At 64.6% G+C, this 25,052-nt stretch carries 20 protein-coding genes; 10 read left to right on the top strand and 10 right to left on the bottom strand.

What is annotated here, in order from left to right; all coding sequences use genetic code 11:
• The 6 genes from HOP12_02950 to HOP12_02925 are packed head-to-tail and all read left to right on the top strand — an operon-like array spanning position 1 to position 6,636.
• Positions 1-1,254, top strand: coding sequence for an ROK family transcriptional regulator (locus tag HOP12_02950; GenBank protein ID NOT33108.1), 1,254 nt, complete (start codon positions 1-3; stop codon positions 1,252-1,254).
• On the top strand, positions 1,251-2,081 hold the full coding sequence (locus tag HOP12_02945) for a glycoside hydrolase family 16 protein (protein ID NOT33107.1): 831 nt from the start codon (positions 1,251-1,253) through the stop codon (positions 2,079-2,081). Before HOP12_02950 ends, HOP12_02945 begins: the two co-directional genes overlap by 4 nt.
• Positions 2,081-3,766 carry an ABC transporter substrate-binding protein gene (locus HOP12_02940; protein NOT33106.1) on the top strand — a complete coding sequence of 562 codons (1,686 nt, stop codon included), beginning with the start codon at positions 2,081-2,083 and terminating at the stop codon, positions 3,764-3,766. Before HOP12_02945 ends, HOP12_02940 begins: the two co-directional genes overlap by 1 nt.
• A complete protein-coding gene (locus HOP12_02935; protein NOT33105.1) occupies positions 3,763-4,746 on the top strand; it encodes an ABC transporter permease in 984 nt (327 codons plus the stop codon). The genes HOP12_02940 and HOP12_02935 overlap by 4 nt, the downstream gene beginning before the upstream one ends.
• Positions 4,743-5,684: an ABC transporter permease gene (locus HOP12_02930; GenBank protein ID NOT33104.1), complete on the top strand. Its 942-nt coding sequence runs from the start codon at positions 4,743-4,745 to the stop codon at positions 5,682-5,684. The genes HOP12_02935 and HOP12_02930 overlap by 4 nt, the downstream gene beginning before the upstream one ends.
• Positions 5,677-6,636: an ABC transporter ATP-binding protein gene (locus HOP12_02925; GenBank protein NOT33103.1), complete on the top strand. Its 960-nt coding sequence runs from the start codon at positions 5,677-5,679 to the stop codon at positions 6,634-6,636. Before HOP12_02930 ends, HOP12_02925 begins: the two co-directional genes overlap by 8 nt.
• A gap of 6 nt (positions 6,637-6,642) precedes the next feature.
• Here HOP12_02925 and HOP12_02920 read toward each other — a convergent pair whose 3' ends face one another.
• The 3 genes from HOP12_02920 to HOP12_02910 are packed head-to-tail and all read right to left on the bottom strand — an operon-like array spanning position 6,643 to position 12,155.
• Positions 6,643-9,729 (bottom strand): glycosidase, encoded by a 3,087-nt coding sequence (locus HOP12_02920; protein ID NOT33102.1) that lies wholly within the window; start codon positions 9,727-9,729, stop codon positions 6,643-6,645.
• Positions 9,726-11,087 carry a beta-glucosidase gene (locus tag HOP12_02915; protein ID NOT33101.1) on the bottom strand — a complete coding sequence of 454 codons (1,362 nt, stop codon included), beginning with the start codon at positions 11,085-11,087 and terminating at the stop codon, positions 9,726-9,728. The genes HOP12_02920 and HOP12_02915 overlap by 4 nt, the downstream gene beginning before the upstream one ends.
• A gap of 33 nt (positions 11,088-11,120) precedes the next feature.
• On the bottom strand, positions 11,121-12,155 hold the full coding sequence (locus tag HOP12_02910; protein ID NOT33100.1) for an ABC transporter ATP-binding protein: 1,035 nt from the start codon (positions 12,153-12,155) through the stop codon (positions 11,121-11,123).
• A 172-nt stretch (positions 12,156-12,327) separates the two neighbouring features.
• Here HOP12_02910 and HOP12_02905 point away from each other — a divergent pair, with 172 nt between their 5' ends.
• The 3 genes from HOP12_02905 to HOP12_02895 all read left to right on the top strand — a co-directional run bounded on the left by HOP12_02905 (position 12,328) and on the right by HOP12_02895 (position 18,526).
• Positions 12,328-13,302: a T9SS type A sorting domain-containing protein gene (locus HOP12_02905; GenBank protein NOT33099.1), complete on the top strand. Its 975-nt coding sequence runs from the start codon at positions 12,328-12,330 to the stop codon at positions 13,300-13,302.
• Positions 13,245-15,029: a T9SS type A sorting domain-containing protein gene (locus HOP12_02900; GenBank protein ID NOT33098.1), complete on the top strand. Its 1,785-nt coding sequence runs from the start codon at positions 13,245-13,247 to the stop codon at positions 15,027-15,029. The genes HOP12_02905 and HOP12_02900 overlap by 58 nt, the downstream gene beginning before the upstream one ends.
• 83 nt (positions 15,030-15,112) lie before the next feature.
• Entirely contained in the window at positions 15,113-18,526 is a 3,414-nt protein-coding gene (locus HOP12_02895; protein ID NOT33097.1) for a hypothetical protein, read from the top strand.
• A gap of 27 nt (positions 18,527-18,553) precedes the next feature.
• Here the strand turns inward: HOP12_02895 and HOP12_02890 are convergent, their stop codons facing one another.
• From HOP12_02890 to HOP12_02860, 7 genes are all read right to left on the bottom strand, one after another.
• Positions 18,554-19,405, bottom strand: coding sequence for a glycosyl hydrolase family 17 (locus tag HOP12_02890; protein NOT33096.1), 852 nt, complete (start codon positions 19,403-19,405; stop codon positions 18,554-18,556).
• Between the two features lie 340 nt (positions 19,406-19,745).
• Positions 19,746-21,089 (bottom strand): T9SS type A sorting domain-containing protein, encoded by a 1,344-nt coding sequence (locus HOP12_02885; protein NOT33095.1) that lies wholly within the window; start codon positions 21,087-21,089, stop codon positions 19,746-19,748.
• A complete protein-coding gene (locus HOP12_02880; GenBank protein ID NOT33094.1) occupies positions 21,086-21,856 on the bottom strand; it encodes an MOSC domain-containing protein in 771 nt (256 codons plus the stop codon). Before HOP12_02880 ends, HOP12_02885 begins: the two co-directional genes overlap by 4 nt.
• Entirely contained in the window at positions 21,847-22,344 is a 498-nt protein-coding gene (locus tag HOP12_02875) for a DinB family protein (GenBank protein ID NOT33093.1), read from the bottom strand. The genes HOP12_02880 and HOP12_02875 overlap by 10 nt, the downstream gene beginning before the upstream one ends.
• 97 nt (positions 22,345-22,441) lie before the next feature.
• Complete coding sequence (locus tag HOP12_02870; GenBank protein ID NOT33092.1) at positions 22,442-23,554, bottom strand: exo-alpha-sialidase; 1,113 nt, start codon at positions 23,552-23,554, stop codon at positions 22,442-22,444.
• Between the two features lie 2 nt (positions 23,555-23,556).
• Complete coding sequence (locus HOP12_02865; protein NOT33091.1) at positions 23,557-23,844, bottom strand: molybdopterin synthase sulfur carrier subunit; 288 nt, start codon at positions 23,842-23,844, stop codon at positions 23,557-23,559.
• Positions 23,845-23,922: 78 nt separating this feature from the next.
• Positions 23,923-24,417, bottom strand: coding sequence for a damage-inducible protein DinB (locus HOP12_02860; protein NOT33090.1), 495 nt, complete (start codon positions 24,415-24,417; stop codon positions 23,923-23,925).
• Positions 24,418-24,491: 74 nt separating this feature from the next.
• Here HOP12_02860 and HOP12_02855 point away from each other — a divergent pair.
• Positions 24,492-25,052, top strand: a 561-nt coding sequence (locus HOP12_02855) for a serine/threonine protein kinase (GenBank protein ID NOT33089.1), incomplete at its 3' end; no start/stop codon positions are given.

The raw sequence follows: 25,052 nt of genomic DNA, 5'->3' as shown, positions 1-25,052 counted from the left end.
ATGAAGCCAACAAACGGCGAGGGGCATTCCGGAGCGCGTTCCACGGGCACGCAGGTCGGAACGCTCACGCAGGCGACCCTGCGGATCATCTGGCAAGAACACCGTATCTCCCGCGCGGAGATCGCGCGGCGCGCCGGGCTCTCCCGCTCCACGGTCACGGAAATCGTGGATGAACTTCTCACGACGGGGCTGGTCTCCGAAGTCGGCGTCGGACCCTCACGCGGCGGCCGACCGCCGATCGTGCTCGAGTTCAACTATCAAGCGGGTTGCATTCTGGGCGTCGACATGGGCGCCACGCACGTCGCGGTGGCGCTCACCGACCTGCGCGGGGAAGTGCTCGGCTGGCAGCACCGCTTCCACTCGGTTCGCACTGATCCGGTCGGCACGCGGGCGCTCATCGCGGAATTGTGCACGAAGTGCCTCGACTCGGAGCCGGGAAGTCGCAAGAGGCTGCTTGGGGTCGGCGTCGCCGTTCCGTGCCCGGTGGATCCGAAGCACCCCGATCATTTCTCCACACTGGTACTCCCCGACTGGCGCGGCCGCGGCGAACTCAAGTCACTCGCGACACGCTTTCGCGTGCCGCTGTTCGTGGACAACGACGCCAACCTCGGCGCACTCGCGGAACGCTGGTGGGGCGCGGGCCGCGGCGTGGATGATTTCGCGTACGTCAAGGTGGCGACCGGCGTGGGCTCCGGGCACTTCCTCCAGGGCGATGTCTATCGTGGTGCGACCGGGGTGGCGGGCGAGATTGGCCACCTGGCGATCGATCCGAACGGCAGGCCGTGCGTTTGCGGGCTGCGCGGATGCCTGGCGACGCTGGTCGGGGCGCCGGCACTGGTCGAACGCGCTGCGGAACTGCGCGCCCGCTTTCCGAACAGCATCCTCTCCCAGACCTCGCCCACGATCGAGACCATCGAGGATGCCGCTCTCTTGGGCGATCCGCTCGCGATGCAGATCGTGACCGAGGCGGCAGGCCACCTCGGCATCGCAATCGCGGGCCTGCTCAATCTCATGAATCCGCGTCTGGTGATCGTCGGCGGCGGCATCGCACGGCTGGGCGACCGATTGTTGGAGCCGCTGCGTGAGGTGATTCGCAGCCGGACGCTCGTGAGTTCCCTTGCAGTCGCCGAAGTGCGAACCAGCGAGCTGGGTCCTCGGTCGATTGCGGTCGGTGCGGCGACTTACGTGCTGGTGGCGGCGCTCGACGACATGCGCCTCTTTCCTTGCGCGCGAGAGCACTCGAGGAGCGCATGACACGAGTCCGCAAGCGGATCGGCCACGTTGGGGTGTTCGTCGTGTGCGTGTTCACGATCATCGCCGGAAGCGTCGCCTGCACCAAACACCCCACGAAGACGCAGTGGGAGCTCGTGTGGCAGGACGAATTCGACGGCGCCGTCGGCCAACTACCTGATCCATCCCGCTGGACGTTTGACGTCGGCACCGACTGGGGCAACGGGCAACTCGAATACGACACGGCGCGACCGGAGAACGTTTCACTCGACGGCTCCGGGAATCTGGCCATCATCGCGCGTGAAGAGCCCTACCAAAGCCGCAACTACACGTCGGGCCGGATCAACACGCGCAATCGTTTCGACCAGGCGGGCGGACGATTTGAAGCACGGATGCGCCTGCCGCGCGGGCGCGGCCTGTGGCCCGCGTTCTGGCTGCTGGGATCCAACCTGGACACGGTCCCGTGGCCGGGGTGCGGCGAGATCGACATCATGGAATTCAGGGGCCAGGAACCGAGCCTGCTTCACGGCAGCCTGCACGGCCCGGGCTATTCCGGCGGCAACGCGATCACGAATTCCTATTCGGTTCCGGGAGTTCCGCTCGACTCCACGTTTCATCTCTACGCCGTGGAATGGACTTCTTCCTCCATCGCGTGGTCCATCGATGATCACGTCTACTTCACCGTCGTTCCCTCCCAGATCCCGAGTGGCGCGTGGTGGGTGTTCAATCACCCGTTCTTCGTGGTTCTCGACCTCGCCGTCGGCGGCAGCTTCGTCGGGCCTCCAGACGCCTCGACTGTATTTCCCCAGCGGCTGCTGGTTGACTATGTCCGCGTCTATAGGCGCGACTGATGGCGCCACGGGCCGTTCGCGTCGTCGTGGTGCTCGCCACCGCCGCGGCACTTGCATTCGCGATCGCAGGATGCGCTCGGCGGCGCGAGGCACCGCCGAGTGGCGTGCTGGTTGTTTCGCAGGAACAGCAGGGCTCGTGGGTACGCAACTTCAATCCCCTCACCACCGCAACCGCCGCACGCTGGCCGACGATGGCTGGTATCTACGAGCCTCTGTTCGTGTTCAACAGCGTGAAGGGCACGTCGGTCCCCTGGCTGGCGACGGCGAGGGAATGGCGCGAAGGCAATCGCGTGTTTCGCGTCACGATGCGTGCCGGCGTGCGGTGGTCCGATGGGCAGGCGTTCACGGCCCGCGACGTCGCGTTCACCTTCGGACTCCTCAAGCGATTCCCCGCGCTCGACCGGCGCGGCGTCTGGGGATTCCTCGAGAGCGTGAAAGCGGTCGATGAGCACACGGTCGACTTCCGATTCAAGCGCATCTTCATTCCCGGTGCAGACGAGATCGTGGCCCAGCAGATCGTCCCGGAGCATGATTGGTCGAGCGTGAAGGACCCGGTGTCATTTGCGAACGAGCATCCCGTAGCGACCGGGCCATTTACCGTAGTGAAGACGTTCGAGAACCAGGTCTACGAACTCGGGCGCAACCCCGACTACTGGCAGGCCGGGCTTCCGAAGCTGGAAACCCTCCGATTTCCGGCCTACCCCGGGAACGATCGCGCCAACCTCGCGCTCGTGTTCGACGAGGTAGACTGGGCCGGCAACTTCGTGCCCGCGATCGATCGCGTGTTCGTGAATCGTCGGCCCGACGCGCACGGATACTGGTTTCCGCTGACCGGAAGCAGCATCTTTCTCTATGCCAACACGACCCGCGCGCCATTCGATGACGTGCGAGTGCGCAAGGCACTCAGCATGGCGATCGATCGCGAACTGCTGGTAGACGTCGCGCTCTATCGCTACTCCAAGCCGGCCGACGCTACGGGCCTCAGCGATGCGTATTCGACCTGGCGCGATTCCATCGCGGTGGCAAGTGGCGACTGGGTGCATCACGATGCGACTCGCGCAGCAGCGCTGCTCGACGAAGCCGGAATCAAGCGGGGCGCTGACGGCAAGCGACGCCTCCCGGACGGCAAGGCGCTGAACTACGAAATCTACGCGGTCTCCGGCTGGTCGGATTGGGTGCGCGCCGCACAGGTCATCGCGCGCGGATTGCGTGAGGTGGGCATCGACGCCACCGTGCGCACCTATGACTTCAGCGCGTGGTTCCAACGGGTCCAGGAAGGCAACTTCGACCTGACACTTGGCTGGTCGTTCGAGGGGCCGACGCCCTATACCTTCTATCAGTGGCTCATGGCCGCTGCCACGGTGAAGCCGACGGGCGAGGCATCGATGGGAAACTGGCATCGTTATGGGAGCGCCGCTGCGACGCGCGCTCTCGCGGCATTCGAAGTGGAAGCAGATTCCCTCGCGCAGCATCGGTTGTGCGCCGAGCTGCAGCGCGTGTTCGTGGCGGAAGCACCTGCGATTCCGCTCTACCCGAATCCTTCATGGGCCGAGTACAACACGGCTCGCACCGAGGGATTTCCGTCACGTGAGGACCCTTACGCGGACGCATCGCCGAATAAGTACGATCGCGGCGAAGTGCTGCTCGTGCTGACGCGACTCGCCCCGAGACAGGTGGGGCGATGAGATTCCTGCTCCGGCGCCTCGGATTTTACGCGGTGGCGGCATGGGTGGCGCTGACGCTCAATTTCTTTCTGCCACGGCTCATGCCGGGTGACCCCGCGACCGCGTTGTTCGCGCGTTTCCGCGGGCGGCTCGCGCCGGAAGCGCTGGAGGCCTTGCGGGAGACATTCGGCCTGACGCAGGCGCCGCTGTGGAAGCAATACCTCACCTACATTAGCCACGCGCTCCGCGGGGACTTCGGCATCTCGGTGGCCTACTTCCCGGCGCCCGTTGCCCACGTCATCGGTACGGGGCTCTTGTGGACGATTTTTCTCGCCGGCACCGCGGTGCTGGTGAGTTTCGTCATCGGCACAATGTTGGGGGTCGCCGCCGCGTGGTGGCGGCGCGGGTGGGTCGACACCTGGATGCCCTCGGCGCTGGTGTTCCTCGGCGCCCTGCCCTACTTCTGGCTGGCAATGGTTGCGCTCTACGTGCTCGGCTTCACGCTCGGTTGGTTCCCGCTCGGGCATGCGTACTCCGACGACTTGAAACCCAGCTTCACGCTCACGTTTCTCGCCGATGTCGCCGCCCATGCGGTGTTGCCGGTCGGTTCGATCGTGATCGCGAGCCTCGGCGGTTGGCTGCTCTCGATGCGCAACACCATGATCACGGTGCTCGGCTCCGACTACGTGAACCTCGCCCGCGCGAAAGGGCTGCCTCCCGCGCGCGTCGTGCTGCGCTATGCCGCGCGCAACGCGCTGCTTCCAAGCGTCACCAGTTTTGGCATGGCGATCGGCTTCGTGCTGGGTGGCGCGCTTCTCACCGAGATCGTATTCTCATATCCGGGCCAGGGTTACGTACTGGTGCAAGCGGTTCGCAACCAGGATTACCCGCTCATGCAGGGCATCTTCCTGGTAATCACGTTCGCGGTGCTCGGCGCCAACTGGCTGGTGGATCTCGTGTGTCTGTGGCTCGATCCACGCATCCGGGATTCAGCATCATGAGCGCGACCTCGAGCCGCCGGAACTTTGGGATCGCGCAGTGGTGGGATGCGATCCGGCGCGACCGCAAGGCGGGCATGGGCGCTGCGGTGCTTGCGGTGTTCGCCTTCATCGCCGTGCTCGGCCCGCTGCTCGTCGGCGACCCGCAGGCGCTCGTGGGCATCCCGTTGCAGGCGCCTTCGCTTCATCACCTGCTCGGCACCACGGGGCAGGGCCAGGATGTTCTGGCGCAGCTCATCGTGGGCACTCGCGTGTCGTTGCTGATCGGGTTTGGGGTGGGCCTCGCCGTGGTGCTGATCGGAGCCATGGTGGGCGTGACGGCGGGGTTCTATGGCGGTCGCATCGATGCACTGCTCTCCCTCCTCTTCAACGTCTTCCTGGTGATTCCGGGATTGCCGCTCGCGATCGTGATCGCCGCCTATCTACCGACCGGCTCGTTTACGCTCGCGCTCGTACTGATCATCGCGGGCTGGGCGTGGAACGCGAGGGTGATTCGGGCGCAAACGCTGAGCCTGCGCCGGCGCGATTTCGTCGCCGCGGCGATCGTCACCGGCGAGTCGGATTTCCGCATCATCTTGAGTGAGATCCTGCCCACTATGACCTCGTTGCTCGTCGCCCAGGTGATCGGCAGCACGATCTACGCGATCGGAGCGCAGGTCGGGCTCGAATTCCTCGGGCTCGGCGACGTGTCGGCCGTGACCTGGGGAACGAATCTCTATTGGGCGCAGAACGACTCCGCGCTCTTGACCGGCGCCTGGTGGACGTTTGCACCCACCGGGTTTTGCGTGGCGCTCGTGGGTTTCGGCCTCAGTATGTTGAACTCCGGATTCGACGAAATCTCCAACCCACGGCTCCAACTGGAGCGCGCCTGGCGTGAACATCTCAATCGCCGCGGACTGAAGACTGCGCGATCCACCCCGGTGGTGCGATCCCATGACTGAGCCCGTGCTCACCGTCCGCGACCTGTGCGTGGACTACATCACCGAGCGCGGCCCGGTGCGCGCGATCGATCGAGTATCGCTGACGGTCCAGGCCGGCGAAATTCTCGGTGTCGCGGGCGAATCCGGCAGCGGCAAGTCGACTCTGGCGCAGGCGCTGCTTCGCATCCTTCCGCCTCCCGCAGTCATCTCGGGCGGTGAGATTCGGCTCGGTGACACGGACGTGCTCGCCCTGACCGAATCGGAGCTGCAGGCGTTGCGATGGAAACGCTGTTCGATGGTGTTCCAGAGTGCCATGGACGCGCTGAACCCGGTCATCACGATCGGGGAACAGCTGGTCGACACCCTGCAGGCGCACACAGAAATGCGCTTCGGGCAAGCGCGTGAGCGCGCGGCGAGCCTGCTCACCATGGTGGGCATGACGGCGTCGCAGCTCGATGCCTACGCGCACCAGCTCTCGGGCGGAATGCGTCAGCGGGTTGGAATTGCTCTCGCGCTCGCGCTGGAACCGTCACTGGTGATCCTCGATGAGCCGACCACGGCGCTGGACGTGATCGTCGAACGCGAAATCCTCGAGCAGCTCCGCGAACTTCAACGGCGCCTTGGATTCTCAGTGATCTTCGTGACTCATGATCTCGGCCGCATGCTGCAGTTCTCGGATCGCGTCGCCGTGTTTTACGCCGCGCGCCTCGTCGAAATCGGGCCGACGGCGATCTTGAGTGAGGCGCCGCGACACCCGTACACCCAGGGGTTGTTGCGCGCGTTTCCGTCTTTGCACGGGGACTCAGCCGACCGGGAAGGCATCGGCGGAGCACCGCCGAGCCTCCAGAATCCTCCAGCGGGCTGCCGATTCCACCCGCGTTGCCCGCTTGCCATGGATCGCTGCCGCGTCGAGCGGCCCGAGTTGCTCGCGATCGCGCCGGGGCATTCCGTGGCCTGCTTCGCCGCTCAGTAGCAGCGACTAGATCGCGAGTCGCACGTAGGTCCGCACTTCCCACTCGTTTCCGTTCGGGTCTCCCGTGATTCCGATGTAACGCAGGGAGTACGAGTCGAGCGATCGCCACGTTCCACGCACTCCGATGCGCGTTTGTGGATTCGTCTCGAACCACAGCGGGGAGCCGAGCGTGTGTGAGAGATCGCCCATCAGCTGAACCGGATACGTGAGGTTGAAGTCTCTGAAGAAGTCGTAGGGGCCGAAGTCGTCGAACTTGGCGTACGCGGTCAACGAGGTGCTGCCCCCCGTGAGTCGAATGTCCGCACCGCGACGCCGGACAAGCCTTGGATCCGGCGAAAGGGTCGGCTCCGCGACACCCACGTAGGCGTGCACCACGACTCGCAGGTTGGTACCGAGACGCGAGACGCCGCGGCCGTTCACTTCCCACAGGTCGCGCGGTGGCGTCGAGCCGTCGAAGACGAACGGGGTGACTCCATCCGAGAGAAAGCCGATCGCGGCGTCCATGGAAGTCGGCATGTGCTTGTAGACGAACCCCACGCTGCCGGCGAACCGGGAATCCTCGCGAACGTCGTTGTCCCACGCGAACAGCCAGGTGGCGGGCGTCGGGTCGTAGGCGACGATGATTTCGCCCGCCGTCATCTCGCGATTGCCGCGCACGGCGAAAGGACTGTCCAGCAGGCTGCGCTGGACGCCCTGATTGCGGTCGTCCTTCGCGAGCGGTGCGACGATGGGTTTCTGCCACAGGAAATTCGGGCCGAATTGAAAGTGCCCAACGCCGTAGGCGAAACCGCCGATGACATTGCGTTGGTTGCCGAGCCCCGAATCCTTCAAGGTCCATCCGACATAGTTGTTGGTTCCGGTCGGCCCACCCTCTGCCACCGGGCCCATCGAGGCCCCCTGCACGTACCACTGCAGCCGGCCCTGCGCAGCGGAAACGCGGAACTTGCCGCCGAACTCGTCGGCCGTATGCACGCGGTCTTGGAGCAGCCGGTAGGAGTCGCCGCTGCCGTCGGAAACGGGGAACGGGTCGTTGAAGTAGTTTGCGCCTGCCCAGATGCCACCCGCTTCGAGGGTGAAGGGACCGTGAGCCGTCTTGAGATGCAGCGCTCCCTTCTGCGTTGGCTTCAGAGCCACGAATGATGAACCGACGATCGTAAATGCGCCCTGGGTATCGATATCCTTCTCGTAGACTGCGGTCGCGTCGAAGCGTCCCACCTGGCGCCGGTACTTGAGCAATGCGGCGGGCGGGGCGCCCCACCAGAGTTGAGGGCCGAACGCGAGCTTGAGCCCCGACAGCGAACGCTTGGCCGCCATCTCGACGCCCACCGGGGCTTCTGCGTCGTAGGTGTCGACGTTCGGTCCGTAGTTGGCTTCACGGTAGAGGCCGAAGAAGTCACCTTCGTAGCCCCAGTGGAAGTGGCCGGTGCGGTAGAACCCATCGAGCCCGAACCAACGGTCGTCCCAGCTGAGGCTCGACTGGTAGACCTTCACGCGATCGGTACTCCGATTTTCGTAAAAGATCTGATCGATCGTGTTGGTCGGCACGTTTCCGCGCACGTTGAGCGACAGCTTTCCGGTCACGGCCGGTGATGGGTTGGCCTGGAGATCGGTGTAGAAAGATTGGAACTTGTCGAACCCTCGGAACGAGGGATCACCGAATTGCGGAGGTCGGGTGAGATTCGCGCCGGTGCTGATGGTCTCGAACTGCAGTCGAACGCCGGATACGCGCACGCGTTCGAGCGCATTCGTGGCCAGAGCCGCGCGGTCCGCGCGCGCCTGGAGCGCAGCAACGCTCGGAGTGATCGCGTCGAAGTGCGCGCGAATGACCTCGTTCGTGGTGGTCGGAGCATAGGGATCGAGCTCAAACACTTTGCGGAGCGCGTAGTACCCCGCGCGCGGATAGAGTTCGTAGAGGCCGCGACTGTCGGGGTATCCCCTGGCGCAGATCCCCCACCACTCCTCGTTCATGTTGTTCTCGCCTTGCACGTAGTCCTCGGTGTAACCGGAGTTCGGCCACGAGGCGTTCGTGTCGTGCACGTCGAGTCGTTCTTCCTGTTTGTACTTCCACCAGCCATCCGACCACTGAAACACGCAACCACCGATGGCGTTGCCTTCCTGGCCGTGACCCGCGCTCTTCTCGTAGATCTCGCGCCAGAGTCCGATCAGGTAGCGCGCCTGCATGGTCTGGTCCTCCCGCATGTCGCGGGCATTGAAGGCATCCGAGCCGAACTCGGTGTACAGGAGAGGAACGTGGAGTTTGTCGCGCACGACCTGGAACAAGTCTCGAGACGAGATGCCGCGATAGACGTTGGTGCCGAATACGTCGATGCCCTTGCACTCCGCCGCGATCACGTCGATGTATTGGAGGTCACCATTCGCGATGGCCACCGGGACTCCCGGGTCCCTTGCCTTGGTGGCGCGAGCGATCTCACCGAATAACGAGTACAAGAACCGCGCGCGTGCCGTATCGCGGTCGCCCTTGGGCAGCGCCTCGATTTCGAACGAACTCCACGACAGGCCGTAGTTGTTCTCATTGCCGAGCAGGTACATCAGCACTCCGGGCGTGCCACGATACGTCTCGACCATGGCGGCGACATCGGCGGCCAGCGCGGCCCGCATGCGCAGTTCTGAATAGTCAACCGAAGTCCGCCAGACCCCGTCCAGCGTGTAGCCGTAGCGCCCAACCGGGTGATTGATGATGCAGTAGATCCCGTAGCGGTCGTAGATGTAACGCACCCAGCGCGGCGGGATTCCGGTGTAGATGCGAAGGGTGTTGACTCCCATGCCCGCGAGCAAGGACATCTCGTGGTCGAGCGCCGCGGTGATGACTTCGTCGGCCTGCTGCCACAGATCGAAGGCGTAGTTCTGACCGATGGGCGTGTAATCCCAGTTCATCCCGCGCACGAAGAAGTCGTGCCCACCCACCTGGAGGCGCTTTCCCGTGTCGTCGCTGAACACGCGAACCGATGGGCGCCGCAGAGCGGAGTCGGTCTGCGCCATGGCACTTGCCGGCGCCCGGGTCGCCAGCACGGTGGCCAGGAGGCAGAGGATCGTTGCCACGCAATGCGACCGGATGCATGCAGGCAGCTTCACGGGCTTCTCCTTGTTTGGACGTGCCGGGAGGCCGAATCAACGGCCCCGGACGAAATCAGGTCGCGATACCAGAATGCGCTCTCGCGCGGAGTTCTGCGTTGAGTCTCGAAGTCCACGTGAAAGAGCCCGAAACGTTTCGAGAGTCCTTGAGCCCATTCGAAATTGTCCATGAGCGACCACACGAAATAGCCGTGCAGCGGCACTCCCTCTGCGGCCGACTGCTGTGCGGCAGCGACGTGGGTTCGCAGGTAATCCACTCGGCGAGGGTCGGACAGCGAATCCGACGGCGAGGGCCCGTCGTCGTAGGCCGCGCCGTTCTCCGTGAGGTAGATGCGGGCTGGGCGGTAGTCCGCGTGAATGCGCGTGAGCACTTCGTGGAGGCCTTGCGGATAGACCTCCCAACCCATCGCCGTGAGTTCGTGGTCGGGCACGACCTGGATCGCGAGCGGAGCGCCGGTGGGGCCGCGCTTCACCACGCTGCGGCTGTAGTAGTTGACCCCCAGAAAATCGGTCGGCGTCCGAATGATCTCGAAGTCGCCCGACTGCACGAACGGGAGATCCGAGTTCGCCAGGTGGCCCAGCCCGACGTGATCCGCGATCGCGTCCTCTGGATAGCCATCGCGGTAGAGGGGATCGAGGTACCAGCGATTGAACGCACCATCGAGTTGGCGCGCGGCGTCTCGATCTGCGTCCGAATCGGACACAGGATGCACAGACGTAGCGAGGTGGACGATCCCGAGCTGTGCTCCCGGCGAATAGCCACGCAGGATTTCGATCGCTCGCCCGTGCGAGAGCAGCAAATGGTGAACCACCTTCAACGAGGCACCGGGATCGCGCAATCCGGGCGCATGCACACCTTCCTGATACCCCAGGTGAGCGATGCACCAGGGTTCGTTGTGGGTGACCCAATGCCCGACGCGGTCGCCGAGCCGGCGGCTGACAATGGCAACGTAGTCGGCGAACGCATTCACCATGGAACGCGAGGTCCACCCGCCTTGATCCTGAAGCGCTTGCGGCAGATCCCAGTGGTTCAGCGTTACGAACGGCTGGATGCCGCAGGCGAGCAGCCGATCGATCAGTGCGTCGTAGAAGTCGAGTCCCGCCGCGTTCGCGTTTCCGCTTCCCGTTGGGAGAATCCGCGGCCACGAGATCGACAGGCGGTACGCTCCCACGCCGAGCCACTCGAGCAGCTCAATATCGTTCTGCCAGCGATGAAAATGATCGCATGCCGATCGGGAATCCGAGCCGTCAAGGATGTGGTTCGGTGTCGACGCGTATCGATCCCAGATCGACTGGCCCCGTCCGCCTTCAGCGAACGCGCCTTCGATCTGTTGCGCGGAGGTCGCAACGCCCCACATGAAGTCGTCGGTCTTGCGATGCGCGCTCACGATTCAGCTCCGCACCGGCAGCGGGGTGGGCGGATAGAGGTGGCATCGCACCGCGCGATCTCCTAGAGTGCGCGGCTCAGGATCGGATGTCGAGCACACTTCCATTCGATCCGGGCACCGCGCAGCGAACGGACAGCCGAGACCCGAGGGCCCGGCCGGTGCCGGTTGCGCGGCCCCGGTGGCGACCAACTTCGGGGAGGTCTCCGCGATCGACGCCAGGAGTGCGCGCGTGTACGGGTGCGCGGGCGAGTCCACGAGCTGCTCGCTGGGGCCATTCTCGACGAGTCGGCCGCGATAGAGGACCAGGATACGGTCGGCCAGGTACCGCGCGGACGCGAGATCATGCGTGATAAGCAGAATCGCGAGGCCACGCGCTTGTTTGAGCCGAGCGAGAAGATTGAGGATGCCCATCCGTATCGACACATCGAGCATGGAAGTCGGCTCGTCGGCGACCAAGATGTCGGGCTCGACTGCGAGCGCTCTTGCGATTGCGACGCGCTGGCGCTGTCCGCCAGACAATTCGTGCGGATATCGGTTGACGAATTCTTCCGGGGGGTCGAGGCCGACCGTCTTCAATAGCTCGAGGACCTTCGAGTGGAGCGAGGAACCTCGGAGCCGCTCGCCATGCCGCACCAGCGGCCGTTCAAGGTGGTGCGCGACGCTGTGAAGAGGGTTGAGCGAGCCGTGGCGAACCAGGGGTCGTTCGAGGTGGTGCCCGACGCTGTGAACGGGGTTGAGCGAGCCGAACGGATCCTGGAACACCATCTGAACGCGGCCGCGATACGCGAGAGTCGCGCGGTGCGGCTCCGCCGCCAGCACGTCCTCTCCCAAGATTCGAATCTCGCCCCGATCGGCCGTTTCGAGCCGAAGCAGAATGCGCGCGATGGTGCTCTTTCCGCTCCCCGACTCTCCGACGAGCGCAACCGCTTCGCCCCGATCGATGCGGAACGAGACGTCCCGGGCCGCGCAGACCTGTGTGGCCGCGGCGAATATCCGTTTGGAGGTAAACGTCTTCCCCAGTCCCACGACCTCGAGCATGGGTGGCGGCGGAACAGAGGGCGCGTGGTCCCTCATGACGCGGTGAACACTCCACGAAAGTACTTTGTTCGCATGTCGAACATAGTCTAGGATCATGCTGTGAGTGTCAAGGAACTCGGAGCGCAGGGAGCTTCGTCGAGCCGAGATTCACTTCCACCTGGAGGTCACCGCGATGTCGCTTCGAACGATGGCAGTCTTTGCAGTCGCCCTTGTGTCGCTCGCACCGGCGGCGAGCCACGCGAGCCTCGCCTCCTACTCTCAAGACTTCGAGAGTCTGGTGCAAACGGACCCGGCTGCGCTTCAGAACGATGGCTGGTTGGTCTACGGGAACGTATACACGCCTGCGCACGTGTTCATCTACGGGTACGGCGCGTTCCCGGCCCCGAATCCCGGCGGCGGTTTTTGCGCGATCGACGCCGGACAAGGTGGCGTACCTCAGGGGGCGCAGCAGCTGAGCGTCTACAACGACTACAACAACCTCGACCACGCGAACAACCGATTGATCGAGGCGAATGTATTCCGCGAACAGACGATCAGCGCCGCGGATGTCGGCAAGACCTGGGTATTCACGTTCGACGCGAAGCTCGGAAATCTCGTCAGCCCATCCACGGCGTTCGCATTCGTCAAGACCCTCGATCCGAACGCTGGATTCGCGACCACTCACTTCGTCACCTCAGACATGACCACGATTCCGACGTCCTGGGGGACGTTTCCAATCCAGCTCAGTATCTTCCCCAGTATGGTGGGACAGATCGCTCAGTTCGGCTTCTCCAACACGGCGACTGCCTATGCAGGGTCGGGAGTCTTCTACGACAACCTGTCCTGGCTCCCGTTGGTTCCGACGGGCGTGACGGATGCTCCAGGCCGCGAGCGTCTCGAGCTTCGTACGGCCGCTCCCAATCCGTTCCTGACCTCGACTCGCATCGAGTATTCGATTGCGCGCGCAAGCGTCGCGGACTTGAGCGTGTTCGATATCACGGGACGCCGTGTGGCGACCTTATTCCATGGGCCGGCGGAACCTGGTTCCCACTCAGTGGTCTGGCGCGGCCGATCCGATAATGGGCAGAGCGCTCCGAGTGGTGTCTACCAGTGCGTCCTCCAGACGGTGGACGGACGGCAGGTACGGAAACTGGTGCTCGGCCGCTGACTCAAAATAGAGGGCGGATGCCTCGCGCGCAGCCGCCCTTCGCCCGGTGCGCCCAGGAACGGGTTCGGCACTGGATCACTTGCGCGTCGCAGCATCGGCGGGAGCTTCAAATGCAAAAGGACAGGAGGCTGCTGACGGGAGCGATGTGCGCATGGCTCCTGTTTTTGATCGCCCCTCCGCTCGCGGCGCAGTGCATGCTGGCGAACCCCAGTTTCGAAGTGTTGGGCTCCGCGGGCTCCGTGTTTGCCGGGTGGAATCAGTTCGGTCCGGTCGGTTCGTCGACGAGCGCGTTGCATGGCGGCCGCGCGGCCCGGGTCACCGGTCCGAACTCCGGAACTTGGAATGTCTCGGGCTATTGGCAGGCGATGGCTTGCGCTCCTGGCAAACGCTGGTCGACTTCCGTGAACGTGTTTCACTCGTCCACCACTCCGCTCACCGGCGGATCGCAGGCGATTCTGAACATCGAGTGGCGCGGCACGAGCGGAAACCTGATCTCGTACGAGTCCCACGCCGCCGCCGCCGCCTCGACGCCCACCGATGTGTGGCGCGTGTACTCCGTGGAGAGTCAGGCGGCGCCCACTGGCACGGCGTCGATTCACTTCGTGCTCGGAGTGCTTCAGGGGCCAACGGATCCGACGCCCCAGGTGCTGTTCGACGCCCCAACGTGCGTGAGCATGGGGCCGCCCACGCTCGAGAGCTTGCAGTGGAGCGACTTCCCGGGCGGTCGCACGGTGGATTTCAGCGGCCGTGTCTGGCGCGTGAAGGGGCCGGGCTTCTACGGACCCGGCCCGAATCTCTTCGACAATGGCAGCAACGCAGTGTGGGTCGATGCCGTTGGTCGGCTCCACATGACGATTCACAAGATCGGTGCGTCCTGGCACAGCAGCGAGGTCGTGCTGAACGACGCTCTGGGGTACGGCGACTACGTGTTCACGACGCGCGGGCGCCTCGACCAGTTCGACGTCAACACGGTATTGGGACTGTTTCTCTGGGAATACGGTGCCTGCTACGACGTGAACTACTTGTGGTGGAACCCGTACAACGAAATCGACGTCGAGTTCAGTCGCTGGGGCAACCCGGGCAACGCGAACATGCAGTTCGTGGCGCAGCCCTTCAACGGGGCCGGAAATCTAGTGCGCTTCAATGTGACTTTCGCGGACAGCGAGCTCACCAGCCACGCCATGCGCTGGCTGCCGGGGCGAGTCGAGTACCGCAGCTGGCGTGGTGGACCGGACGCCGAATCCACGGCGAACATGATCGCGTCCTGGACCTACACAGGCGCGCACATCCCGCGCCCCGAGGCGCCGCGAGTTCACCTGAACATGTGGCAACTGGCGGCTCCAACCGCGACGCAAGAAACGGTTTTCGACGCATTCACCTTCCGGCCTGCATGCCCCTCCGGAACGTGCCAGATCGTTGCGGTGCCGCCACTCGCCCCGCCGTCTGGCCCGCTCGCGATCCTGACGGCGGCGATGCCAAACCCATTCGCGTCGGCTGCGACTATCCGCTATTCGACGGCCGTCTCCGGGCACGTTGAGCTCGTCATCTACGATATCTCTGGCCGACGCGTTCGCAGCCTCGTCAGTGGGGTGCTGGGGGCCGGAGCGCATGAGGTTGGGTGGAATCGACTGAGCGATGACGGCGCGCGTGCGCGTCCCGGCCTCTACCTGGCTCGACTTCGCGCCCTGGGCACCGTGAGTACGAGGCGCTTGATCGTCACCGAATGACCACGGTTCCCGGCAAGTCCCTCGACTCGGTGTGGCCGACCGCGCCCGCTCCTGATCGGCTCGCACCGTCGGGGGAGCATTTCGTGCGCGACGACGAAGACTATTTCCGCATTCATACCGTCGACGCGCTCCCACCGTTCTTGATGAACCTGCCGACCGACACGGACCTGTGGATGTTCGTGGCTTCAAACGGTGGCCTTACGGCCGGTCGTCGGGACCCCGAGGGTGCGGTCTTTCCCTACGAGACTGTCGATCGGTTGTACGACTCACCCCACCATACCGGTCCCGTGACCGTGGTGAAGTGTCAGCGCGGCACGCGCGCGCCGTTCTCCTGGGAGCCGCTCGCACCCTTCGAGCGAAGCGCGCGAGCACTCCAGCGATCGCTCAGCAAGAGCGCGCTTGGGAATCGACTCGTGTTCGAGGAAGTCCACGAAGAAGCGCAGCTCGCTTTCCGCTATCGGTGGAGTGGCAGCGACGCGACGGGGTGGGTGCGCACCGCGAGCCTCACGAATCTCGGACGAGAACCGGTGGTCGTCGCGCTGCTCGATGGCCTCCGAAACGTGTTGCCGAGCGGCGCCCCCCTTCCGCTCTACCAGCATTCCAGTTGCCTCGTGGATGCCTACAAGCGTGTGGACCTGGACCTCGCGTCTCGACTTGCCACGGTCTCGCTGACGTCACGGATCAGCGATCGACCGGAACCCGGTGAGGAGCTGCGCGCGAGCACCGTGTGGTGCCACGGGCTGCCGGAGTTCAGGGTTGCCCTCTCACTCGATGCGCTCAAGGCCTTTCGCCGCGGCGAGTGGGTGGGTGAGCAGACGGTCCTCGCGGGACAACGCGGCAACTATCTTGCCATGTCCGAGTTCACGCTGGCACCGGGCGCCACGCTCGAGTGGCACGTTGCGGTCGACGCGAATCGCAGCCATGTCGAAGTGGCGCGACTGCGCGCGCGGTTGCTGCAACGCTCGGATTTGGGCGACTGGGTCGTCCGCTCGCTCGATGTCGCGAGCGCGAACCTGCTCGGCATCGTGGGTAGTGCGGACGGCCTTCAGCTCACCGGGCGTTCGAACGCCGCGGCGCATCATCTCGCCAATGTGATGTTCAACAACTTGCGGGGCGGCGTGTTCGTTGAGAACGATACCTGCCCGCGCGCGGACTTCGTCGCTTTTGTGCGGGCCCGCAATCGCGGCGTCGCCGCTCGACATCGCGGGCTCCTCGGTGGCCTGAGCGAGCGGCCGCATGTCGGGGAGCTTCTCGACGCGGTCGAGTCCTCCGGCAATTCCGATCTGAGGCGACTGGGTCTCGAGTACCTGCCACTCTATTTCGGCCGCCGGCACGGCGACCCGAGCCGGCCATGGAATCGATTTGAAATCTCGGTCCGGAATCCGGACGGCAGCCGGGCGCTACGTTACGAGGGCAATTGGCGTGACGTGTTCCAGAACTGGGAAGCGCTCTCGCTGAGCTTCCCGACGTTCATTCCCAGCTTCGTGGCAAAGTTTCTGAACGCCTCCACCGTGGACGGTTTCAACCCGTATCGCATCACTCGTGACGGGGTGGATTGGGAGCTGCTCGATTCGCGAGACCCGTGGGGCGGTATCGGATACTGGGGCGATCACCAGATCATCTACCTGCTCAAGTTCCTTGAATCGATGCGCCGCCACACTCCGGGTGCCCTGGAGGACTGGCTCGGGCAGGAGATCTTCAGTTACGCGGATGTGCCCTACCGGCTCAAGCCGTATGCCGAATTGCTCGCGAACCCTCGGGCGACGATTCAGTTCGACGCGGTTCGGAACGCCCGCATCGCGGATCGAGTGGCGGCGATCGGCGATGACGGGAAACTTCTCCAGGCTGGCGACGGAACGGTCCATCACGCCAGCCTGATGGAGAAACTCCTGGTTCCCGCGCTGTCGAAGATGTCGTGCCTGGTCCCGGACGGCGGCATCTGGATGAACACCCAAAGACCGGAATGGAACGACGCGAACAACGCGCTCGTCGGCAGTGGACTCTCCGTGGTCACGCTGTGCTACCTGCGGCGATACCTGAGTTTCCTCGAAGCGCTGCTCAGCGAACGTCCACAGGCGCAGGCACAGGTGGCGGTCGAGGTGGTCGAATGGATGCGCGAAGTCGCCGCGATCCTGCATCAACACGAGCCGACGCTCGAGGCCGGTGATCTGAACGATGTGACGCGCAAGCAAATCATGGACGCGCTCGGCCATTCGTTCTCCAACTACCGCCAACGCCTCTACGCGCATGGATTCGGTGCCAAGTCGACGCTCGACGCGCGCGAGGTGTTCGCATGGTGTCGAGTCGCGCGCAGCCATGTGGAGCATGCGATCGCATCCAACCTCCGGGGTGACGGCCTCTACCACTCGTACAACCTACTCACGATCGCCGAAGACGGCACCCGCGCGACCGTGCGGCGGCTCGGATTGATGCTCGAAGGGCAGGTGGCCGCCATGAGTTCAGGGCTCGTCGACGCGGGGGATGCCACGCGTTTGGTGACGAGTCTGTTCGCGAGTCCTCTGTACCGCACGGATCTGAACAGCTTCTTGTTGTCACCAACGCGAACGCTGCCGACATTTCTCGAACGCAACGTGATCTCGGAAGCGCAGAGTCGCGCCGTGCCACTTGTGAACGAGCTGCTCACCGCGAGAGACACGTCGATCGTCGAACGAGATGCCGACGGAGCGCTGCGATTCCATGCGAGCTTCGGCAACGCTGGTGATGTGGCGAGCGCTCTCGATCGGCTGGAACCGCGCGAACGCTGGGCCGGTGCGGTCGCGCGCAACCGAGCAGCTCTCCTCGACCTATTCGCGGAGGTGTTTGCCCACAAGACGTTCATGGGACGCTCCGAGAGGATCTACTCGTACGAGGGAATCGGCTGCGTCTACTGGCACATGATAGCCAAACTGTTGTTGGCCGTTCAGGAAGTCGCGTTGGCGGCGCATGAGCCCGGTGTCGATTCAACTCTCGGCGACTCGCTCATGCGCGACTACTACCGAATTCGGGGCGGGCTGGGCTTCGAAAAATCGGTGATTGAATACGGTGCGTTTCCGACCGACCCCTACTCACACACCCCGTCTCATGCGGGGGCACAACAACCGGGCATGACGGGGCAGGTCAAAGAAGAGATCCTCACCCGCTTTGGCGAGCTGGGTGTGCAGGTCCGCGATGGCGCCGTGGGATTCGATCCGTGGATGCTCCAACCCGATGATTTCTTGAAGGAGCCGGGAACCTACAGCTACTTCGACCTGGCCGGCACCAGGCGATCGCTGTCGGTGCCCTCGGAAGCGCTCGCGTTTTCCTATTGCCAGGTTCCGATCGTGTATGCGCGCGTGGCTGGCGAAGGTTGGGTCCGAGTCGTGAGGGAGGCTGGGCTGGTCAGCGAAAAGCCGGGGTGCTGGCTCGATCGCGCGGAGAGCCGTGACTTGTGGTCACGGCGCGGCCAAATCGAGCGCATCGAGGTCGGCATTCCAGAGGACCGATTGTTTCGGGATTGAGCGGCGGTGAGCGCGAACCGCAAGTCTTCAGTGGCCGACGGCACGCCCTGCCATCGCGGCCTTCGGAGTGCGATCAGCACGATACAAGCCCCAGTGCTTTTCGACCTCGTCCGGACGGTCGCCGCCCTTCCAGTTCTCGTCGAACGCCTCGAAGAAGTACGTTGAGACTCCTTCGCCCCGCATCCACTCGCCGAACGCGATGTAGAAGCGCGCCTGCTCCGCCTCGCCCACTCGCCCCTTCATGAGCATCGCTTGCTCACCCGACTCGCTGCGTTGCGTCGCCCACCCGGTTTCGCCGAGCACGACGGTTCGGTCGGGATGCCTGGTGCGAACGTTCGTGAGCACCCCTCGAATCCACTCGATGGATTCCTCGAGCTGCAGTCCATTCCATAGCGGGTGCGCGTGCAGCACGATGAAATCACACTCGCGCGCCACGCGCTCACTCTCGGGTTTGTTCCAGAAGTTGAAATCGTCCGCGGTGGTGACGGGGGCGCGCGTACGTCGACGCACTTCTCGCAGGTAGCCAAGCAGCACTTCCGGCGGGCAACGGTGGTCGGACCAGGTCACCTGGGTTTCATTGCCGACGCAGACTGAGGACACGATGTCCGGGTAGTCGTGCGCGAGGCGAACGGCTGCTTCGATTTCGCGGCGGTTCTCCGCGCGGCGATCGGGATACCGCTTGGCAGCGCCGCTGCTGTCAGGAACGGTCTCTTCCATGGCGATCCACGCACCGAGCATCACATGAAGATCGAGCCGCTCGTCCCGAATCGTGCGCAGAATGGTCTCCCCCAGCTCTGCGGATCCGTAGACTCGGATCGCTCGCCAATGACGAGCGAGGAGGCGAAGATCCTCCGCGATCTGGGTCGGGCTCGGTTTCACGCCCCCCGGCCGCTGACCATCACGGTGGGGACCGTAGGCGATGCCATGGTCACGATCGTGATCGATTGGCCTCGGTTCCAATCGCCTAGCCGCGATCGCGGTGCAGCTTGAGAGCGCAGCGGCAGCGATCATGACAGCGACCACGAGGGCGGACGGTAAGGGAATCCGTGTAGGCAGCCTATTCACCGGTTCGGCACTCGCCTTTCGAACACCATCGTGAACTCGTTGCGGGAGTACCGTCGTCGCGGCCATAGCCGACTGACGGTTGTGGAACGCCTGCCCGAAGTGGTCAACCTACTCCGGCTTCAAACTGGCGTCCACTTCGAGGGAAACTTCAGCTTTAGTCGAGCACCACCACTCGCGCAACGCGCACGCTCGAACCCGCCCGCAGGCGCGCCATGTAAACCCCCGGTGCCAGCTGGAGCCCCGCGCCCAGCGCCACTGTGTGCCGCCCCGCGCCCAGCGAACCCACTTCGCGCTCCGCCACGCGTCGGCCGCTCACGTCCAGCAGTTCGAGCTGCGCCGGCGCCGTACCTGGCAGCGCAAGGCGAAAGGTCAGCGTGCTGGCGCGAGAAGGATTCGGGCGCACGGGATCGAGTGCAAACGAGAGCGCTGCTTCGGAGGGCACATCGGACGTCGCGCCGATCGCCATCTTGGTTGCGATCAAGAGCTCGGTGGTCCCCGGGCTCGTGGTGGCCCAAATGTCGGTTCCAACGAGCACGGTCTTGCCCGCATCGAGCGCACCACGGATCGTGCTCGATCCCGCGCGCGTGACGACGCCCTGGGGCGTGATGCTGTAAGTGCCGCTGATCGGGCCGCTCTCGCCGTTGCTCGCCGTGCTCGAGCCGACGTAGCTGCCGTTGGCGGCAATGGTCATCTGGCCTCGCCCCCAGCGCGGTGCGCCGGGGCCGGTCGCAAGGCTGTTCAGTTCCCACGTGCCGACGAGGTCCGCGAGGGCGTAGCTGCTCGCCATCTTCACGCCCACGGTCAGGTCGGCGGTGCCAGCGGCAAAACCGTCCCAGGTGCTGGTCATCACCATCACGGTTCTGCCGACGTCCATGGCTCCGCGGCCGGTGTTCGATCCCGCGAGGGTCAGGATCCCGCCCGATGTCAGGCCGAGTGAGCCGCTACTGGCATCCGGCTGGCCCAGATGGTCCGTCAACGTGCCCGAGAAGTTGCCATCGGCCGCCACCGTGATTCGCCCGCGTTCCCACCATGGCGCGCCCGGACCGGAGGCAATGATGTTGAGTTCCCATGGGCCACTCAGGTTCGAGAGTGCGTAACCCACACCCATTTTGAGGCCCACTCTGAGCTCGGTCGTGCCCGGGCTGCCGCTCGACCAGGTGTCCGTTCCCACCAGGACCGTGGTGCCCGCGTCCAGAACGCCTCGAAACGCTGGCGACCCGGCGAACGTGACGACGCCGGAGGGCGAGAGCGCGAGTGAGGCCTGCAGCGTGTCGGCACCGCCGCTGATGTCGTTCGTGTGGGCGATGAAGCTTCCGTTGCTCGCGATCGTAGCGCGCGAACGTTCCCACCACGGGGCACCCGGGCCCGACGCGAGGCTCTGGAATTCCCAGACGCCTTGAAGATCCGCCTGCTGGTATGCACCCGCGGTACCGGGCAACGCGATTGCGAGGCACAGGCACACGGCGAACAGGATGTGGTGCAGGCGCTGTCGATTCATGTGCGACCTCCGGGACTCTCGGACGCAGGATGGAGAAAGATCGGCTGTCCGACCGCCAGTCGCCCGATGCGAGTGACCGTGCCGTAGATTCCCGCGGTGTTCTCGTGCACGCGCACGACCGCCTTCAGCATTTCCGGAGCGGGACTCGCTGAGTCCGGATCGAAGTTTACCATCGAGCAGCGAACGTCACGCATCGTGACGGCGACGGCTGGCGCATCGACCCCCTCGCCCAAGCGGAGCACGCCGCCCACCCACGCGTCCTCCTGGAACGGACCCGAGCGCAGCAGGCGAACCAGAACGTTCGGGCGAAAACGTCGTACGTCCGGGCTCTGTCCCGCGAGTCGTGTGATTTCCGCCACCGTATCGGACGCAATCACGGAGACGCTCGCTTCGTCGAAGATGCCGTGCTTCATGTGCATCATCTGCACGGGAGCCCCGAGCCGATGTTCGATCTCCGTGGCGAGCTCCTCCCCGTATACCGGAAGCGTTTCACCATTCGGCGTGCGTATGTGCGTCGGAAGCGCTCCCTGATCGCCGTTTCCATCGCGGTGTGGTGCAAACCGGAGCAGGTCGGGAAGCTTGCTTGCGGTGAGCCACGGAAACCCACCGCGATCATCGAGCTTTCGCAGCGCCAGGCGCCGGTCTCCCTCGAGGCCGTGCCAGTCCATTGTGCCCGCTTCGAGTCGCTCGCCGGCCATGGACTTCACGGGATAGCGGAAGAGCGCCTCGATGCGTCCGAGTTCGATGGGCGTGACGTCTACACCCACATTCGCTCCAATCCGGCTGATCGGCGTGAATCGGCCAACTGCCCGCGATGCATGTACCAATGGTCGGCGACATACTGCACGCACAGGCGATAGGTGCCGAACGTATCTTCGAAGCCTGCAGGGATTCGCACGCTCGCCTTGTCGAGATCGGCTTCGGAGAACGACTCGAGGAGCGCCAGAGTCGACGCGCGCACCTCACGACACCTGGCAAGCACCTCGTCAAACTGAGGGTATTGGCGGATCTCTCCGCTCACATCCGCGCCGTCGAAGACTTCCTCCCAGTGCGCGAGCGGGTTCGGTTCGCCAAGCATGAAGGTGCGGACCACCAGCAGCTCGATGTAAGCCAGGTGCCCGAGGACCCACAGCGTATGGCAGCCGCCGTTCGAGGTCGGGAACACGACGCACGCTTCTCGCATCTCTTCGACTCGAGCCAGAGTGCGATCTCTGCTCTGCCTCAAGTTGACGCGCAAGAGCTCGATGGATTGCATGGCCAACCCCTCTCGTCTCGAACATCAGCAAGACGGCGATCTCGCCGCGTGCGGCGTGTGCCTCATGGATCGAGTCGGCCCGCCGGGACGCGCCCCGCTACACGACCGCCACTTTCACGCAGTGGATCGGGGGCAGCGAATCGAACAGGCATTCCCACTGCTCTCCGCCTTCACGACCGATCCACAACTGGCCGGTCGTCGTACCGAAGTAGAGCGCAGGGGATTTCATGCGGTCGATGTCCATGCCGTCGCGCTGCACGGTGAAGTAGCTGGACTTGCGCGGCAGACCTTTGGCGAGCTTGCGCCACGAGTCGCCGCCGTTCTCGCTGCGCCAGACCGCCGGAGCGCTGTCCGGGCAGGTGCGCGTCATGGGATCCAGCGGCATCACGTACACGGTGTCTGCGTCCTGAGGGTGCACCACGATCGGGAAGCCGAAGTCCGATGGCAGGCCTCTGGCGATCGATCGCCAGGTCGAGCCGTAGTCGTCGCTCCGCAGCACGCCGATGTCGGGACGCGGGCCGCCGGGCCCATCCCACTTCGCCCAGCCACCATGGTTCTGCATGTAGAGCCGTCCGGGGGCGTCGTCATGGCGCGCCATCTTGTGCACGCACTGTCCGAACTCGGGGTACGGGTCCGGCGTGAATCCGGCGCCCACCCCGGTATTGGCCGCGCGAAACGTGGCGCCGCCGTCCTCACTCAGGTAGTGACCGCCGGTGGAAATGCCCAGGTGCATGCGCGGACCGTCGGTGAGAATCGTGTGCATGCACAGGCCGCCGTTGCCCGGGTGCCACTGCCGCGCATGCGCATGATCGCTGATGCTGGACACCATCTCCCAGGAGTCGCCGCCATCCTGGCTTCGGAACAGCGATGCGGGCTCGACGCCGCACCACAGGTCTTTCTTGCCGGGGCCGGGTTCGAGCGACCAGATGTTCGCGAGCGCGCGGCCGTCACTCTTCGCGAACGCAGGGGCCGACGCGGTCGGCTTGAACGACTTCCCGAGGTTGGTGGACCGCATCACCTTCATGCCGAAGAACGGGTTGCAGCTCGAGAAGTACAGGCGCGGTGTGCCGCGCGTGTCGATCAGTGCCGCGTACGCGGGCACGCCTGCCCCGAACGGACCGCTGAGCGAGAAACCGCGACGCGACCGGCCACTCTCGGCAACGAACAGTCCCTTCTTGGTTCCAATCGCAACGATCGCGCGGTCCGCCATGTTCAGCCCCCCGAGACCGCAGGAAGGATCGTGATGACGTCTCCGGAGGCCACGGCGGTCGCGAGGCCTTGCCGATCACGCACGTTGTCGGCGTTGACGAATACGTTGAGGTGGGGTCTCACTCGCCCGGTTTCATCACAGACATTGGAGTGGAGTGCAGGGTAGTGACGCTCGAGTTGCATGAGCAAGTTCGGCAGGCCCGTCACCGTGAGCGTGAGTTGCGCCTTGCCTTCGCAAAAGGTTCGCAACGTGCCGGGAACGAACAGGGTGACTTCCTGGGCGGCGTCCATGGGCGACTCCGGAACTAGGCTCGATGGCGACGCAACGACGTTAGCTCCGTCCGCGAGCGAGAGCAACCGATCTGCGCATCACGTCTTCCGCATCCACACGCCCCACGTCCCTCGTCCCGCCTGCTTGTCCGCGATCGGCTGACCCGTCAGCTTGAGCGCCAGCTTGATCTGGCCGTGGTGATAGCCCTCGTGCCAGATCATGTGCTGAAGGAACAGGATCGGGTGGTCGTAGTGCTGGTTCATCGGCAGGCCGGATTCCAATCGGCCGCTGACTGCTTCGCGCAGTGCCGCGGCACTCTCGTTCAACATGAGCGCCAGACGTTCAACATCGCGCTCGGCCACCCATTCGTCCGGCACCGGCTTCGCGAACTCGGGGGCGTTCTCCGAGATGAACGCGAGTCGCACGAAGTGCATGTGCGTGAACAGCTGCCCGACCGTCGGGCTGCCCTCGGCCGCGCTGGTCTCGAATCCGCCCTCCGGTACGAGTCGAAGCAGGTTCACGAGGATCGCGTTGTTCCGATCCCATGAGTCGAGCAGGGTTTCGAGCAGTGTCGAGTCGTGCATGCCTGGCATCGCGATGTCTGCGTGAGTTTCAGTTCGCCTGAGCTCGATGGCAAAGTCTACCGGATCGCGTATTGTGCGTCGCCATGCGCCTATCCAGCGGCACCCGTCTGGGCCCCTATGAAGTGATTTCGCCGCTCGGGGCCGGCGGCATGGGCGAGGTCTACCGCGCCCGTGATACGCGCCTCGGGCGCGACGTCGCCATCAAGGTGCTTCCGCAGCACCTGAACGAGAACCCCGAAGTCCACGCCCGCTTCGAACGCGAGGCGCGCACCATCTCGAGCCTCAATCACCCGCACATCTGCACGCTGCACGACGTGGGACGGGCGCCCGGCGAGGGCGGGTCGGGCGAAACCGACTACCTGGTGATGGAGCTGATCGAAGGCGAGACGCTGGCACAGCGACTCGAGAAGGGTCCGCTGCCGCTCGCCGAAACGCTGCGGCTCGGCATCCAGATCGCCGACGCACTCGACCGCGCGCATCGCGCCGGAATCGTCCATCGCGACTTCAAGCCCGGCAACGTCATGCTCACGCGCTCGGGCGCCAAGCTCATGGACTTTGGCCTCGCGCGACCGACGGGAATGGGTTCGGCGGGCGGAGGCAGCGGCGTCTCGTTCGCCAACCTCTCCCAGTCACCGACCCGCGCC

It is taken from the genome of Candidatus Eisenbacteria bacterium (assembly GCA_013140805.1).
Taxonomy (GTDB): Bacteria; Eisenbacteria; RBG-16-71-46; order RBG-16-71-46; family RBG-16-71-46; genus JABFRW01.
This window is presented reverse-complemented; position numbering and strand designations above follow the sequence as displayed.

Bases quoted from the DNA above. Each gene is read 5' to 3' on its own strand.
- HOP12_02945 (NOT33107.1), top strand. From the start codon at position 1,251: ATGACACGAGTCCGCAAGCGGATCGGCCACGTTGGGGTGTTCGTCGTG.
- HOP12_02860 (NOT33090.1), bottom strand. From the start codon at position 24,417: ATGCCAGGCATGCACGACTCGACACTGCTCGAAACCCTGCTCGACTCA.
- HOP12_02885 (NOT33095.1), bottom strand. From the start codon at position 21,089: ATGAATCGACAGCGCCTGCACCACATCCTGTTCGCCGTGTGCCTGTGC.
- HOP12_02930 (NOT33104.1), top strand. From the start codon at position 4,743: ATGAGCGCGACCTCGAGCCGCCGGAACTTTGGGATCGCGCAGTGGTGG.
- HOP12_02905 (NOT33099.1), top strand. From the start codon at position 12,328: ATGTCGCTTCGAACGATGGCAGTCTTTGCAGTCGCCCTTGTGTCGCTC.
- HOP12_02935 (NOT33105.1), top strand. From the start codon at position 3,763: ATGAGATTCCTGCTCCGGCGCCTCGGATTTTACGCGGTGGCGGCATGG.
- HOP12_02940 (NOT33106.1), top strand. From the start codon at position 2,081: ATGGCGCCACGGGCCGTTCGCGTCGTCGTGGTGCTCGCCACCGCCGCG.
- HOP12_02875 (NOT33093.1), bottom strand. From the start codon at position 22,344: ATGCAATCCATCGAGCTCTTGCGCGTCAACTTGAGGCAGAGCAGAGAT.
- HOP12_02915 (NOT33101.1), bottom strand. From the start codon at position 11,087: ATGTGGGGCGTTGCGACCTCCGCGCAACAGATCGAAGGCGCGTTCGCT.
- HOP12_02925 (NOT33103.1), top strand. From the start codon at position 5,677: ATGACTGAGCCCGTGCTCACCGTCCGCGACCTGTGCGTGGACTACATC.
- HOP12_02950 (NOT33108.1), top strand. From the start codon at position 1: ATGAAGCCAACAAACGGCGAGGGGCATTCCGGAGCGCGTTCCACGGGC.
- HOP12_02910 (NOT33100.1), bottom strand. From the start codon at position 12,155: ATGCTCGAGGTCGTGGGACTGGGGAAGACGTTTACCTCCAAACGGATA.
- HOP12_02865 (NOT33091.1), bottom strand. From the start codon at position 23,844: ATGGACGCCGCCCAGGAAGTCACCCTGTTCGTTCCCGGCACGTTGCGA.
- HOP12_02870 (NOT33092.1), bottom strand. From the start codon at position 23,554: ATGGCGGACCGCGCGATCGTTGCGATTGGAACCAAGAAGGGACTGTTC.